This window comes from Pseudonocardia ammonioxydans, from assembly GCF_900115005.1.
In the GTDB taxonomy this organism is placed as follows: domain Bacteria; phylum Actinomycetota; class Actinomycetes; order Mycobacteriales; family Pseudonocardiaceae; genus Pseudonocardia; species Pseudonocardia ammonioxydans.
Genome location: NZ_FOUY01000018.1, coordinates 35897 through 50762 on the forward strand (window position 1 = coordinate 35897; position 14866 = coordinate 50762).

The 14866-nt window shown below is 75.3% G+C and carries 14 protein-coding genes; 9 read left to right on the forward strand and 5 right to left on the reverse strand.

Going from position 1 to position 14866, the window contains the following annotated elements; genetic code table 11:
• The first annotated feature begins 47 nt into the window (after positions 1-47).
• From egtA to BM093_RS17960, 8 genes are all read left to right on the forward strand, one after another.
• Complete coding sequence (gene egtA, locus BM093_RS17925; protein ID WP_245773602.1) at positions 48-1487, forward strand: ergothioneine biosynthesis glutamate--cysteine ligase EgtA; 1440 nt, start codon at positions 48-50, stop codon at positions 1485-1487.
• Positions 1484-2839, forward strand: coding sequence for an ergothioneine biosynthesis protein EgtB (gene egtB, locus BM093_RS17930; RefSeq protein ID WP_093344937.1), 1356 nt, complete (start codon positions 1484-1486; stop codon positions 2837-2839). The genes egtA and egtB overlap by 4 nt, the downstream gene beginning before the upstream one ends.
• Before the next feature lie 2 nt (positions 2840-2841).
• Positions 2842-3651: an ergothioneine biosynthesis protein EgtC gene (gene egtC, locus BM093_RS17935; RefSeq protein WP_093344942.1), complete on the forward strand. Its 810-nt coding sequence runs from the start codon at positions 2842-2844 to the stop codon at positions 3649-3651.
• A gap of 37 nt (positions 3652-3688) precedes the next feature.
• On the forward strand, positions 3689-4660 hold the full coding sequence (gene egtD, locus BM093_RS17940; protein ID WP_093345335.1) for an L-histidine N(alpha)-methyltransferase: 972 nt from the start codon (positions 3689-3691) through the stop codon (positions 4658-4660).
• Between the two features lie 151 nt (positions 4661-4811).
• On the forward strand, positions 4812-6302 hold the full coding sequence (locus tag BM093_RS17945) for a serine hydrolase domain-containing protein (RefSeq protein ID WP_177238549.1): 1491 nt from the start codon (positions 4812-4814) through the stop codon (positions 6300-6302).
• Positions 6303-6336: 34 nt separating this feature from the next.
• Positions 6337-6912, forward strand: a complete 576-nt coding sequence (locus BM093_RS37950) for a class I SAM-dependent methyltransferase (RefSeq protein ID WP_093344951.1) — start codon at positions 6337-6339, stop codon at positions 6910-6912.
• A gap of 21 nt (positions 6913-6933) precedes the next feature.
• Positions 6934-7392: a cupin domain-containing protein gene (locus BM093_RS17955; RefSeq protein ID WP_093344956.1), complete on the forward strand. Its 459-nt coding sequence runs from the start codon at positions 6934-6936 to the stop codon at positions 7390-7392.
• Between the two features lie 74 nt (positions 7393-7466).
• On the forward strand, positions 7467-7820 hold the full coding sequence (locus BM093_RS17960; protein WP_093344960.1) for a VOC family protein: 354 nt from the start codon (positions 7467-7469) through the stop codon (positions 7818-7820).
• 16 nt (positions 7821-7836) lie between these two features.
• Here the strand turns inward: BM093_RS17960 and BM093_RS17965 are convergent, their stop codons facing one another.
• From BM093_RS17965 to BM093_RS17985, 5 genes are all read right to left on the reverse strand, one after another.
• The gene (locus tag BM093_RS17965) at positions 7837-9102 is read right to left on the reverse strand and encodes an MFS transporter (RefSeq protein ID WP_093344963.1); all 1266 of its coding nucleotides are present in this window, start codon (positions 9100-9102) and stop codon (positions 7837-7839) included.
• 95 nt (positions 9103-9197) lie between these two features.
• The gene (locus BM093_RS17970) at positions 9198-9584 is read right to left on the reverse strand and encodes a VOC family protein (protein WP_093344968.1); all 387 of its coding nucleotides are present in this window, start codon (positions 9582-9584) and stop codon (positions 9198-9200) included.
• Positions 9585-9786: 202 nt separating this feature from the next.
• The gene (gad, locus tag BM093_RS17975) at positions 9787-11196 is read right to left on the reverse strand and encodes a glutamate decarboxylase (RefSeq protein WP_093344973.1); all 1410 of its coding nucleotides are present in this window, start codon (positions 11194-11196) and stop codon (positions 9787-9789) included.
• Positions 11197-11229: 33 nt separating this feature from the next.
• Positions 11230-12636: an acyl-CoA synthetase gene (locus tag BM093_RS17980; protein WP_093344980.1), complete on the reverse strand. Its 1407-nt coding sequence runs from the start codon at positions 12634-12636 to the stop codon at positions 11230-11232.
• A gap of 17 nt (positions 12637-12653) precedes the next feature.
• A complete protein-coding gene (locus BM093_RS17985) occupies positions 12654-13958 on the reverse strand; it encodes an SLC13 family permease (RefSeq protein WP_093344986.1) in 1305 nt (434 codons plus the stop codon).
• A 132-nt stretch (positions 13959-14090) separates the two neighbouring features.
• Here BM093_RS17985 and BM093_RS17990 point away from each other — a divergent pair, with 132 nt between their 5' ends.
• Positions 14091-14846 (forward strand): IclR family transcriptional regulator, encoded by a 756-nt coding sequence (locus BM093_RS17990; RefSeq protein WP_093344990.1) that lies wholly within the window; start codon positions 14091-14093, stop codon positions 14844-14846.
• The last annotated feature ends 20 nt before the right edge of the window (positions 14847-14866 follow it).

Below are 14866 nucleotides of genomic sequence, written 5' to 3' on the forward strand. Positions count from 1 at the left end.
GTGTCGACGACCTGCGGGTGTCGGGGACCGGGGGTAGCGTCGGCGTGGTGAGAGCGGACGACCCGAGCACCGCGCAGGGGGACGGCGTGCTCCGGAGCCGGGCTGCGGCCGAGGCCTACGTCGCCTCGGTCTGCTTCAAACACGGCCCCCCGAGCCTCGTGGGTGTCGAGCTCGAGTGGATCCTCCACTACCCGGACCGGCCCGGGGAGGCGGTCGCCCCGGACACCCTGCGCGCCGCGCTCGGCGCGCACACCCCGCCCGCCCTCGACCCCGCGTCGCACGGGCGGGCCCTCCCGGCCGGCGGTGCCGTCACCGTCGAACCGGGGGGCCAGATCGAGATCTCCAGCCCGCCGTCGCCGGGGCTGGAACCGCTCGTCGGCGACGTCACCGCCGACACCGCACACCTGCACGAGCTGCTCGCCCGGTACGGGCTGCACCCGCACGCCCGCGCCGCCGACCCGGTCCGGCCGCCCCGGCGGGTGCTCGACCTCCCCCGCTACGCCGCCATGGAGTGCGTGTTCGACCGTGTCGGCCCGCACGGCCGCAGCGGCATGTGCTCCACCTCCGCGGTCCAGGTCTGCCTGGACGCGGGGCCGCCCGAGGCGGTCGCCGGGCGCTGGGCGGTGCTGCACGAGCTCGGCCCCGTGCTCGTCGCGGCGTTCGCGAACTCCCCGGTCCAGCACGGCCGCCGCACCGGGTGGAAGTCCTCCCGCCAGGCGTGCTGGCTGAGCCTGGACCCCTGCCGCACCGCGCCGCCACCGGGACCCGACACCGACCCCGCCGCGGCCTGGGCGGCGCGCGTGGTCGACACCCCGCTGCTGTGCGTGCGCGGCACCGGGTCCTGGGCCGTGCCCGCGGGGGTCACGTTCGCGGACTGGGCGTCCGGGGCCTGCCGCGACGGCGTGCTCGCCCGGCCGCCGACGCTCGCCGACCTCGACTACCACGTCTCCACCCTGTTCCCGCCGGTCCGCCCGCACGGGCACCTCGAGGTGCGCTACGTCGACGGCCAGCCCGGTGCCGACTGGGCCCTGCCGGTGGCCGTGCTGCTGGCGCTGACCTCCTCGCCCGCGGTCGTCGACCGGGTCCGGGAGATCTGTGAACCGGTGCGCGACGCGTGGGTGCCCGCCGCCCGCGACGCGCTCGCCGACCCGGACCTGGCCGCCGCTGCGGCCGAGCTGTTCCCGCTCGCGCACGGCCTGCTCGACGGCGCTGCGGACCCGCTGCTCGTCGCGCCCGCGGCGCTGCGGGACCGCCTGCGCGAGGTGACCGAGCACCGGGTGCTGCGCGGGCGCTGCCCGGCGGACGAGCCCGTCGGGCTGGAGGACGGTGCCCGCCCGACCACGGTGCCGTTCCCGCCCGGCCTGCACCTGGGCAGCGACACCGCCGACAGTGCCGACACCGACCCGTCCGACGGCCCCGTGCCCGTGCCGCGCCCGGAACCCGGTTCCGGCGCGCCCGTCCCGTGCATCGAGGAGAGCGTGCGATGACCGTTCCGCCCATCACCGGCCCCGCCGCCCCCGGCGACACCCCGGAGGCCGTGCGCGACCGCACGGCCGCACTGCTGGGGCGCGCCCGCGAGCGCAGCACCCGGTTGACCGCCCTCGACGACGGCGAGCTGGTCACCCAGCACTCGCCGCTGATGTCCCCGCTGGTCTGGGACCTCGCGCACATCGGTTCCCAGGAGGAGCTGTGGCTGGTGCGCGACGTCGGCGGCCGCGAACCGCTGCGCCCGGAGATCGACGGTCTCTACGACGCGTTCCAGCACACCCGGGCGTCGCGGGTGGACCTGCCGCTGCTGACCCCGCCCGAGGCGCGCCAGTACGTCGGCGAGGTCCGGGACAAGGCGCTCGACGCGCTGCACCGCAGCCCGCTGCGCGGCCGGCCGCTGGAGCACGAGGGCTTCGCCTTCGGCATGATCGTCCAGCACGAGCAGCAGCACGACGAGACGATGCTGGCCACCCACCAGCTCCGCGCCGGCGCGCCGGTGCTCGACGCGCCCGCGCCGCCGCGCCCGGCCACGCCCGCCGATCCCGGCGCGGAGGTCCTGGTGCCCGGCGGCCCGTTCGAGATGGGCACCTCGGCGGAGCCGTGGGCGCTGGACAACGAGCGTCCCGCGCACACCGTCGACGTGCCGGCCTTCCTGATCGACACCCATCCCGTGACCAACGGGCAGTACGCGGCGTTCGTCGAGGCCGGCGGCTACGACGACCCGCGGCTGTGGACCGACACCGGCTGGGCGCACCGGACCGCGGAGGGACTGACGGCACCGCAGTTCTGGAGCCGGGACACCGACGGCACCTGGTGGCGGCGCCGGTTCGGCGTCGTCGAACCGGTCCCGGTGGACGAGCCCGTGGTGCACGTGAGCTTCCACGAGGCACAGGCCTACGCCCGCTGGGCCGGCCGGCGGCTGCCGACCGAGGCCGAGTGGGAGAAGGCGGCCCGGTTCGACCCGGCCACCGGCCGGTCGCGCCGGTTCCCCTGGGGCGACGAGGAGCCCACGCCCGCCCACGCCAACCTGGGTCAGCGGCACCTGCGGCCCGCGCCGGTGGGCGCCTACCCGGCGGGGGCGTCCGCGCTGGGGGTGCACCAGCTGCTCGGTGACGTGTGGGAGTGGTGCGACTCGGGCTGGCGCCCCTACCCGGGGTTCCGGATGTTCCCGTACCCGGAGTACTCGCAGGTCTTCTTCGGCGGGGACTACCGGGTGCTGCGCGGCGGCTCGTTCGGCACCGACCCCGCGGCGATGCGGGCGACGTTCCGGAACTGGGACCACCCGGTGCGCCGGCAGATCTTCTCCGGGTTCAGGCTGGCGCGCACCGCCCGTCCCGGCGTCGACCACTGACGGTGTGCCGGCACCTGGCCCACCTCGGTCCGCCGCGCACGCTGGCGGAGATCCTGCTCGAGCCCGAGCACGGGCTGCTCGCGCAGTCCTACGCCCCGGCCGACATGCGCGGCGGCGGCACGATCAACGCCGACGGCTTCGGCGCCGGCTGGTATCCGTCGGTGCCCGGTGCGCGCCCGGAGAGCCCGGCCCCGGAACCGGTCCGGGTCCGGTCGGCGCGACCGCTGTGGACCGACACCTCGTTCGCCGCGCTGGCCGGGGCCACACGTTCGGGGGCGGTGCTGGCGGCGATCCGCTCGGCCACCGTCGGGATGCCCGTGGTGGAGACCGCGGCCGCCCCGTTCACCGACGGCCGCTGGCTGTTCAGCCACAACGGCGTCGTGCGGGGGTGGCCGGGTTCCCTGGCCGCCGCCGCGTCCGGGCTCCCGGTCACCGACCTGCTCACTCTCGACGCCCCGACCGACTCGGCGGTGCTGTGGGCGCTGGTGCGGTCCCGGCTGCGGGCCGGTGACGACCCGGCCGCGGTACTCGCCGAGACCTGCGAGCGGGTCGAGCACGACGCCCCCGGCTCCCGGCTGAACCTGCTGCTGACCGACGGCACGACGATCTGGGCGACCGCCTGGCGGCACGCGCTCGCCGTCCGCACGGAGACCGGGATCGCGGGGGAGCCCGCGGCGACCGTCGCCTCCGAGCCCACCCACGCGTTCCCCGACTGGACCGAGGTGCCCGACCGGCACCTGGTGGTGGCCTGCCCGGGCCGCCACGACCTCCACCCGCTGACCGGGGCACGACCGTCCCGCCCGAGCGGGTGACCGACGTGAGGAGCAGTGTGTGACCACTCCCGGCACGATGCAGCTGGACGTCCATCTCACCGACGCCGACGCCGAGGCGGCCCTGCGCTCGGACGTGCGCCACGGCCTGACCGCGCGCCCCAAGGAGCTGCCGCCGAAGTGGTTCTACGACGCCCGCGGATCCGCCCTGTTCGAGAAGATCACCGAGCTGCCCGAGTACTACCCGTTCCGCACCGAGCGGGCGCTGCTCACCGACTCGGTCGCCGACATCGCCCGCTCCTCGGGGGCGGACACCGTCGTCGAGCTGGGGTCGGGGTCCTCGACCAAGACCCGGCTGCTGCTCGACGCGTTCACCGCGGCGGGCACGCTGCGCCGCTACGTCCCGCAGGACGTCAGCGAGTCCGCGCTGCGCGGTGCGATGGACGAGCTGCACGAGGCGTACCCGGGGCTGGCCCTGCACGGGGTCGTCGGTGACTTCACCCGGGACCTGCACCGGCTGCCCGGGGCCGACCCCGGCGGCAAGCGCATGATCGCCTTCCTCGGCGGCACGATCGGCAACCTGCTGCCCGGGCCGCGCCAGGAGTTCCTCGGGCACGTCCGCGACGTCCTGGAGCCGGGCGAGCAGCTCCTGCTCGGGACCGGTCTGGTCACCGACCGGGAGGTGATGGTCCCCGCCTACGACGACGCGGCCGGGGTCACCGCCGAGTTCAACCGCAACGTGCTGGTGGTGCTCAACCGCGAGCTGGGAGCGGACTTCGACGTCGACGCGTTCACCCACGTCGCCTGCTGGGACGAGGCGAACGAGTGGATCGAGATGCGGCTGCGCGCGAGCCGCGACATGCGGGTGCGGGTGTCCGCACTGGACCTCGACGTCGGGTTCCTGGCGGGGGAGGACCTGGTCACCGAGGTGTCGGCGAAGTTCCGCACCGAGGTGATCGACGAGTTCGTGGCGGCGGCCGGGTTCGAGCCGACCCGGCGCTGGATCGACCCCGACCACCGGTTCGCGCTCAGCCTGCTCACCGCGATCTGAGTTGTCGTCAGACGTAATTACGGAATAACATAAGGGTGTGGTCGTCACCGGGTCTCCGTCTCCGTCGTCGCCGTCCCCGTCTCCGCCGTCGTCAGCGGGTCCGGCGGTTCCGGGGCGGCAGCGGGTCCTGGCCGTCGCGGTCGCCGGGGCGGTGCTGGCAGGGCTGCTCGGCTGGGCGGTCGCTCCGGCACCGGCCTCCCCGGGGCCGGAGCGGACGGGGGACCCGGTGCTGGCCGAACGCCTGCGCGAGGTCGCCGGGCCGGGGCAGTACGGCCTCGTCGCCGCCCTCGTCGAGGACGGCGAGCCGACCTACGCCGGGATCGGGGACGACGGCCGCGGCACGCCGGTCGGGCCGGACACCCCGTTCGAGATCGGGTCGGTCACCAAGACGATGACCGGTGCGGTGCTGGCCGGGCTGGAGTCCGAGGGCGTCGTGCGCGGCAGTGACCGGGTGCGCGACGTCGTGCCGGACCGCGAGTGGGGCCCGGTCGGGGACGTGACGCTGGGCGAGCTCGCCGCGCACCTGTCCGGGCTGCCCCGCGAGCCGGGCGGTCTCGGCGACCTCGTGGCCGGGCTCGGCAACGTCTACTTCGGGCTGCCCGCTCCGGCGCACACGCCCGAGGAGATCCTCGACGCGGCCGCCGGAGCGACGCTGGGCGAGCGCGGCGAGCCGCTGTACTCCAACCTGGCCAACGCGCTGCTCGGACAGCTGCTCGCGGTCCGCACCGGGACGCCCTACCCGGAGCTGCTGGCGCGGTACGTGACCGGCCCGCTCGACATGACCGCCACCGGGATCCCGGCGGTACCGCCGCCCGGGGCGGCGGTCGGTCACGACGAGTCCGGCGACGCCGTCGCGCCGTGGATCAGCGCGGGCGACGCGCCCGCCGGTACCGGCGTGTGGTCCACCGCCACCGACCTGGTCCGCTACACGGCGGCGCTTGACCGGCCCGGCTCGACGGTCGCGGCCGCCGCGCAGGCGCGCCATCCGTCGGAGTTCGGCCGGATCGGCTACGGCTGGTACACGGTCCCCGTGTCCGGCCCGGCCGGCACCGGCCACACGCTGCTCTGGAAGAACGGCGGCTCCGGCGGCGTCTCGACGTCGGTGCTGGCCGAACCCGCGACCGGGCGCACCGCGATCGTGCTGGGCAACTCCGAGGCGGGTGTCGACCGGATCGCCGCCGAGCTGCTGGGCGTCCCGTCGCCGTTCACGGCCCGGGAGGCCGGGGGCAGCAACGGCAGCACCGGTATCGACGCCGGCGACATCAGGGGCCTGATCGGGGTGGTGATCGCGGTCGGCTTCCCGCTGCTGGCCGGCACGACCCTGCTCGGCACGGCCCGCGGCGGGTGGGGCCGGACGCGGCGCCCGCTGCGCCGGACCGACGTCGCCTCGGCCGTGGGCACCGCGCTGTTCTTCCTGGTCGTCGCGTGGGCCGCCGGCGCCGTGAGCTGGGTCTCCGTGCCGTTCTGGATGCTGGGCTGCGTGGCGGCCGGCGCGGGTCTCGGACTGGTCGTCGCACGCCGGCGTTCCTGGGAGGCGGACGGCGGCGCCGGCGCGGCCGGGCGCCGGTGGAACGCCGGGTTCTCCCTCGTGCTCGGGGTGGGGGCGCTCGTGGCGGCCGTGGGCACCGCGCTGATGATCTGAGCGTCCGGCGCGCGGAGGTCCTACGGTCGCGGTCATGGCGATGAACGTGCTGCACCGGCGGATCTGCCGCTCCGACTCCTGGGCCGAGCGGATGCACGGGAGGACGCTGCCGTGGGCCACCCACGACGTCGACCTCACCGGCGAGGTGCTCGAGATCGGGCCCGGCTACGGGGTCACGACCCGCTGGCTGGCCCCGCGGGCCGGGGCGCTCACCGCGCTCGAGGTCGACCCGGTGATGGCCGCCGACCTGCGCGACGGCCTCGGCCGCGAGCTGGGCGTCGACGTGCGGCCCGGCGACGGTGCCGCGCTGCCGTTCCCGGACGCGAGCTTCGACGCCGTCGTCTGCTTCACGATGCTGCACCACGTCCCGACACCGGCCGAGCAGGACCGGCTGTTCGCCGAGTCGGCCCGGGTGCTGCGCCCGGGCGGGACCTTCGCCGGGATCGACACCCGGATGTCGGTGCGCTTCCGTCTGATCCACATCGGCGACACGCTGACCGCGGTGGATCCGGCGGGGTTGCCCGCCCGGCTGTCCGCGGCCGGCCTGGCCGGGCCCGGCACCGAGCTGGGGCAGCGCTCGTTCCGGTTCCGGGCCACCCGGCCGTCCTGAGCCCGGGGTTAGGGTCGGTGCATGGCCACCGACTGGCGCCACGACGGCGTCCGCGTCGTCCCCGGCGACGCCCTGGACACCCACACCCCGCAGACGCCGGGTATGCACCGGGCCGCCGCGGTCACCCACGACCGGGCCGGGTCGGAGAAGCTGTGGGCCGGCACGGTCACCATCCACCCGGGCGCCCGGACCGGCGCCCACCACCACGGCGAGCTGGAGAGCGTCATCTACGTGGTGCGCGGCCGGGCCCGGATGCGCTGGGGCGAGAACCTGGAGTTCACCGCCGAGGCAGGGCCGGGCGGGTTCATCTTCGTGCCGCCGTACGTGCCGCACCAGGAGATCAACGCGCTCGACGACGAGCCGCTCGAGTGCGTGCTGACCCGCTCCGGGCAGGAGCCGATCGTGGTCAACCTGGACATCGACGGCGTCGCCGACCCCGAGCACGTGCCCTGGATCGACCCGGGCCACCCGCACGGCTGACGGGGGCACCCGCGCGTGGCGCGGGTTCCGATTCGTCCACGCCGGCCGCGGCGGCGACCTGCGACCGTGGACCCGTGATCAGACGAGTTGTCGCGTACGCCGACGGGGGCGCGGTCGCCGCGTCCCGGGACTTCTACACCGGCGTCCTGGGGTTCGAGGCCGCGATGGAGGACCCCGCCCTGGCCCTGGTGGCGCCGGACACCCCTTCGGCGCAGGTCCTCGTGCTGCCCCCGGGGACGGAGGACCCGCCCCCGCGCTTCGGTGTCGACCTCGGCGAACCCGGCGCCGTCGACTCCGCACACGCCGAGGCCGTGCGCCGCGGACTGCGTGTCGTGTACCCGCTCACCACCGAGCCGTGGGGTGTGCGCCGCTTCTTCGTGGAGGACCCGGGCGGCACGGTCGTCAACGTGCTCGCACACGTCCGCTGAACGGCCGGGCCGGCCCTCACCGCCGGGCCGCGGCCCGGTACGGCACCAGCAGCAGCGCGGCCGCGGCACACAATCCGGCGGCCGCGACCGGGCCACCGAGGGCCCAGATCCCGAAGACGGCGATCCCGACCAGCTCGGTCCCGAGGCCGGCGACCGAGGTGACCGTCGCCCGGGCCGGGCCGGTGATCGCGTCCTGCAGCCGGGCGCCGGTCACCACCTTCACCGCCTGGAACAGTCCCCAGCAGCCGAGCAGCGCCAGCGGTCCCACCGGTGTCGCGACCCCGGACAGCGCCAGCCCGGCGGCCGAGCCCAGCATCGCCGGGACGGCGAGCGCCGGCCGGCCCGCGAGCCATCCGCCCGCCGCCGATCCGGCGGCACCGGCCAGCGGTACGGCCAGCAGTGCCACCGGGACCAGCTCGACCGGTACCCCCGAGGCCGCCGCCTGCAGCGGGAAGTACTCCTCGGCGGCGTCGATGCCGCCGACCGCCGCGACGGCGAGCAGCGGCACCCGCAGGCCGCGGGTCCGCCAGGCGAGCCGCAGCCCCGCGAGCACTCCGTCGTCGCGGGTTCCGGCAGGCCCGTCGGCGCTGTCGGTGCGACCGCCACCGCCACTGCGATCGGCACCGCCACCGGCACTGCGACCGGCACTGCCGCCGCCACTGTGACCGGCACTGCCGCCGGCACCGGCCCTGCTATCGCTGCCCGGGCCGGCGGGCCCGAACCGGTGTGGCACCGCCAGCGACACCGCCGCCGAGGCCCCGCACACCGCCACGCTCACCCACCCCGCGACCGCGTAGGTGCCGGGGCCGGGGGCGCCGTCCGGCGCGGTGAGCAGCAGCGTCGCCGCGAGCGCCGCCGGGACCTGGGCCAGCTGTGCGGTGGTCTCCAGCGCGGCCAGCACCCGCGGGTACGCGGCGGCCGCCCCGTGCGCGGCCAGCCCGTCGTAGGTCAGCGCCTCCAGGGCACCCGAGGCGAGCGCCCCGCCTCCGGACCAGAGCACGAACCCGGTGGCGAACCCGGCGAACCCGGGAGCGAGCAGCCACACCGCGAACCCGGCTCCGGTGAGCAGGCCGTCGGCCACCAGCGCGCCGCGCCGCGACCAGCGGTCGGCCAGCATCCCGGACGGGACCTCGAGCACCAGGCCGGCGACCGACCAGAGCACGAACAACGCCGAGATCCGGGCCAGGTCCAGCCCGGCGGCGTCGAACAGCAGCGCGTAGAGCGAGAACAACGGCACCGCGTGGTGCAGCGCCTGGCGCAGCAGCAACAGGCGCACCAGCACGCGGGCCGGGGGCGGGAGAGTGCGTCAACCGGGCATGGTCGGCGACCGTATCCGCCCCTGCGGCCCGCGGCCAGCGGATTCGCTCCGGCCCCGGATCAGACGTACGGGCTGGTGATCATCTCCAGGAAGTGCCCGGCCGGGTCGCGGAAGTACACGCCGCGCCCGCCGTGCCCGTGGTTGATCTCGCCAGGCCGTTGCTGCTGCGGGTCGGCCCAGTGCTCGACGCCGCCGTCGACCAGCCGCGCGTGGGCCCGGTCGAACAGGTCGTCGTCGACCAGGAACGCGTAGTGCTGGTTCTGGATCTCGGGGAACACGTCCGTCGGCAGGTCGGCGAACTGGATCAGGACGCCGCCGTCGAGCATCAGGTTGGTGAACGGGCCCCAGGACGGCGCCTCGGCGGCCTCGAAGACGTGGCGGAAGAACGCCGCGGACTCCGAGCGGTCCCGGGCGGCGACGATGGTGTGGTTGAACGTGCAGGGCATGAACGGTCTCCAGGTCGAGCGGATGTCGTGCGGATGCGGGACCGTGGCGACAGAGCGGTGGACAGCAGGTCGGGAGTACCGACACACGTCGGGGAGAACTGCGCCCGCGGGCCCGTGCGGGAAACGCCGACGCGTCGCGTCGGCGGAGGTGAACTCCTTCCGGTAGGCCCATCGGGGGCGCATCCGCGACGCTAGCAGGCTCTCAGCCGGAGGACGAGCGTGTTCCGTGCGCGAACCCGGCGGCCTCCGCGCCGCGGACCGGCGCGCTCTGGCGGCGCAGCCGCTCCAGCACCCGGCGCAGGTCGTCGAGCAGCAGCCCGGCGAGGTCGTGCCCGAACCCGTTGCGCACCACGATCCGCAGCGCCGCCAGGTCGGTCCGGTCCGGCGGGAACGTGTACGCCGGCACCAGCCACCCGCTCTCCCGCAGCGCGGCGGACACGTCGAACACCGAGAACGGCTCGGTGTCGGCGACGGTGAACGCGAACACCGGCAGCTCGGACCCGTCGGTGAGCAGCCGGAACGCCCCGGTGTCCGCGATCGCGCGGGCCAGCGCGGTCGCGACGTCGCGGCAGGTGCCCTGCACCCGCGCGTACCCGTCCCGGCCCAGCCGCAGGAACTGGTAGTACTGCGCGATCACCTGCCCGCCGGGGCGGGAGAAGTTGAGGGCGAACGTCGGCATGTCGCCGCCGAGGTAGTTCACCCGGAACACCAGGTCCTCGGGCAGGGCGTCGCGGTCGCGCCACACCGCCCACCCGACGCCCGGGTGGACCAGCCCGTACTTGTGCCCGGAGGTGTTGATCGACGCGACCCGGGCCAGCCGGAAGTCCCACTCCAGCTCCGGGTCGCAGAACGGGGCGATCATGGCCCCGGAGGCGCCGTCGACGTGCACCGGCACGTCCGGCCCGCCCCGCTGCGCCAGGTCGTCGAGCGCCGCGCACAGCTCGGCGACCGGCTCGTAGCTGCCGTCGAACGTGGACCCGAGCACGGCGACCACGCCGATGGTGTTCTCGTCGCAGCGCGCGAGGGCCTCCTCGACACCCAGGTGCAGCCGGTCGCCGTCCATCGGGACCAGCCGGGGCTCGACCTCGAAGTAGTTCGCGAACTTGTCCCAGCAGACCTGGACGTTCACCCCCATGACGATGTTGGGCCGGTCGGCCGGGCGCCCCTCGGCCCGGCGGCGGTGCTGCCAGCGCCGCTTCAGCGCCAGCCCGCCGAGCATGCACGCCTCGGACGACCCGGTGGTCGAGCAGCCGATCGCCCGGGCGGGGTCCGGCGCGTGCCAGAGGTCGGCGAGCATCCGTACGCACCGCTGCTCGAGGTCGGCGGTGCGCGGGTACTCGTCCTTGTCGATCATGTTCTTGTCGAGCGACTCGCCCATCAGCCGCACGGCCTGCGGCTCCGCCCAGGTCGTGACGAACGTGGCGAGGTTGAGCCGGGCGTTGCCGTCGAGCATCAGCTCGTCGTGCACGATCTGGCGGGCGACCTCGGGGTCGAGGCCGCCGCCGGGCAGGGTGAACCGCGGGACCTCGACGGGCTCCGCGGAGAAGACGGGGTTCACCGTCACCCCGCGGTCGTGACCGTGGTCCTCCGAGGGCGAGTGTGCACCGGGCATGTGCGCAACCTAGCCCCGCACACCCGTCCGCGGTCAGCTCCCGAGCAGCTTCTTCTGCACCTTGCCCATCGGGTTGCGCGGGAGCGCGTCGACGAAGACGACCTCGCGTGGCCGCTTGTGCCAGGACAGCTGCCCGGCCACGTGGTCGATGAGCTCCTGCCCGCTCCCGGCGGCACCGCTGCCGTCACCGACGACGTAGGCGACGATCCGCTGGCCCAGGTCCGGGTCCGGCCGTCCGACGACGGCGACCTCGGCGACCGACGGGTGGTCCAGCAGCACGGCCTCGATCTCGCCGGAGCCGATCCGGTAGCCGCCGGACTTGATCAGGTCGGTGGACTCGCGGCCGACGATCCGGTGGAACCCGCCCGGGTCGCGCACCGCGAGGTCCCCGGTGCGGAACCAGCCGTCGCCGGCCCAGCACTCGGCGTTGGCCTCCGGGCGGTCGAGGTAGCCGCCGAACAGCATCGGGCCGCGCACCTCGAGCCGGCCGACGGTCTCGCCGTCGTCGGGGACCGTGCCGGTCTCGCCGTCGCCGGCGGGCAGCAGCCGGGTCTCGGCGCCCGGGACCGGGAGCCCGACCCATCCGGCACGGCGCTCGCCGGACGCCCGGGCGCTGAGCGTGATCATGGTCTCGGTCATGCCGTAGCGCTCGACCGGCGCCTGCCCGGTGAGCCCGGCGATCTGCTCGAACAGCGAGGCGGGCAGCGGCGCGCTGCCCGAGACCAGCAGCCGGGCCTTGCCGAGCGCCCGGGCGGCGTCCGGCTCGCCGACGACCCGGTTCCACACGGTCGGCACGCCGAAGTACATGGTCGCGTCGGCCGCCGCGTACCGGGCCGGCTGCGGCTTGACCGTGTGCACCACCCGCGAGCCGCGTCGCAGCGAGCCGAGCACCCCGAGGATCAGCCCGTGCACGTGGAACAGCGGCAGCCCGTGCGCGACGGTGTCGTCGGGCGTCCAGTCCCAGACCTCGAACAGGCCGTCCAGCCCGGCCGCGATCGCCCGCCCGGACAGCTGCGCGCCCTTCGGCGCCCCGGTGGTGCCGGAGGTGTAGAGCAGCATCGCCGTGCGTTCCGGGTCGATCTCGCGCGGTGCGACGGCGGTGCTGCCGGGGCGCACCGAGGGCAGCGCGGCGACCTCGGGCCCGTCCGGGCGCTCACCGGCCCACGCCGTCGCCCCCGAGTCGCGCAGCACGTGGCCGCGCTCGGCCGGGCCCGCGTCCGGCGGCACCGGCACCACCGGGACCCCCGCGAGGATCGCGCCGGTGATCGCGACGACGGTGTCGATCGATGCCGTGGCGTGCACGGCGACCGGGCCGTCGTCGGGGATGCCGGCGGCGAAGCGGCCCGCCCGGTCGACCAGCTCGGCGCGCGACAGCGCGTCGTCGCCGACCACGACGGCGCGGTCGAGGTCGTCGGCGGCGGTGAGCGAGGTGAGGAACAACGTCGATCTCCTGAGGTCTAGAAGGCCATCGCGGGCAGCACGAGGGCGCCGACCAGCGCGAGCGGGCCGAGCACCACCATGGACAGGCCCCAGCGGGTCAGCAGCGCGGTCATCCGCGGCCGCTCGTCGGGGTCGACGGTGGTCGCGACCAGGGTCGCACCCACCGTCGAGAACGGCGACACGTCCACGATCGACGAGCAGACGCCGAGCGCGCAGATCAGGGCCCATCCGGCCAGCCCGCCCTGCTGGATCAGCGGGATCGCGAGCGGGACCAGCGCGGCCAGGATGCCGGTGGTGGAGGCGAACGCCGACACCAGCCCGCACACCGCACAGATCACCAGCGCGGCGAGCAGCGGGACGGTGAGGGTCGCGGCGAGGTCGCCGAGCAGGTCGACGGCGCCGATCTCCTGCAGCACGCCGACGTAGGTGATGATGCCGCCGACCAGCAGCACCGTCGACCAGTCGATCTCCTTCAGCGCGCCGCGGCCGTTCTCCGGGTCGATCAGGGTCAGGACGGCGCCGAAGGCGAACGCGAGCACGCCGACATCGGGCTCGTTGCCGAGCACGGCGAGCACGATCACGGACGCGACCAGGCCGAGCATCGCGACCACGGTGACGAGGTGGACGCCCCGGAACGGCTCGCGCTCGGCCGGCCCGTGCTCGGCCGGTCCGTGCTCGACCGGTCCGGTGGACGGCGTCCCACCGCCCACGGCGACGGCGCTCCGGGACCGGCGGCGCGCACCGAAGAGCAGGTGGGCGACGAGGAGCAGGACCAGGTTCGCGACGACCGCGACGGCGAGCAGCGTCATCGGGTTCAGCGCGATCCCGGCCGAGGCGGCGGTGCCCCAGGTGACGATCCCGAACAGCGACGTCGGGGCGAACCCGCCCGCCGAGAGCCCGGTCCCGACCGCCAGAGCCATGAGCATCGGGTCGATGCGCCGCCGGTGCGCCACCGACATCGCGATCGGGGCCATCACCAGGCCGCCGAGCGGGGAGCCCATCGCCGAGACGACGCCGGTGAGCACGAAGAACGTCAGCGGCAGCGCGCCGGTGTTGTCCCCGACCAGGACCAGCGCCCGGTCGACCAGACGCCCGATCGTGCCGTTGGACTTGGCGATCCCGAAGAAGAACGTGACCCCGACCAGCAGGATCAGGATGTCGACGGGGAAGCCCGCGACGATGTCCTCGAGGGCCAGGCCGGCGACCAGCAGCCCCATCCCGGTGGCGGCCGCGAACATCACGATGCCGATGTGCGTGCGGCGGATCTCCGCGATCACGAAGACCGCCGCGAACACTGCCAACGCGATGATCTGGACCGCCACGTGCGTACCCCCATCGGTAGACGCCTTGTCGGATCGGTCCACCAGGTGGCACAGTGGTTCACGTACTGGACCGGTTGCGGGAGGACCGTAGATCGCCCGTTCGGGAGGGGTCAAGTTCATGACGGCGGCTTCATGACGGCGGCGACGAACAGCGTGGTGTCCGCGATCCGCGTGCTGGAGGCAGTGGGGGAGCGGCAGCCGGTCGGGCTCTCCGAGCTCGCCCGGGCCGTCGGCCTGCCGAAGAGCACGGTGCAGCGGACCCTGCTGACCCTGGCCGAGGTCGGCTGGTGCCGCGCCGACGAGGCCGCTCGCTGGCGGCTGACCTACCGTGCGTTCGCCGTCGGCAACCAGGCCCGTGACGCCGGTGAGCTGCGTGGCCGCGCGCTGCCGGTGCTGCACGAGCTGCAGCTGGCCACGGGGGAGACGATCCACCTGGCGGCACCGGACGGCCCCGAGCTGGTGCTGGTCGAGCGGCTCGACACCGCGCACAGCCTGCGTGCGTTCCTGCCGCTGGGGCACCGGATCCCGCTCAACGCCTCGGCCACCGGGCAGGCCTTCCTCGCGGCCTGCACCGACGACGTCGTCGACACCTACCTGGCCGGCGGGGCGCTGCCCGCGCGCACCGCGGCGACGGTCACCGACCCGGATGCGCTGCGCGGGCGGCTGGCCGGGATCCGCGCGCGCGGCTGGTCGGTGAACCCGGAGGGGCTCAGCGACGGCATCGCCGCCGTCGGCGCCGCGATCCTCGGCGCCGACGGGCGACCGGCCGGGGCGCTGTCGGTCTCGGGCCCGACGGTCCGCATGACCGAGGACGTGTTCGACGACCACGGCCGGGCCGCCGCCGACGCCGCGCGGCGCATCTCCCGCGAGCTCGGCGCGCCCGGATGAGCCGGACGCGCCGGAGCCCG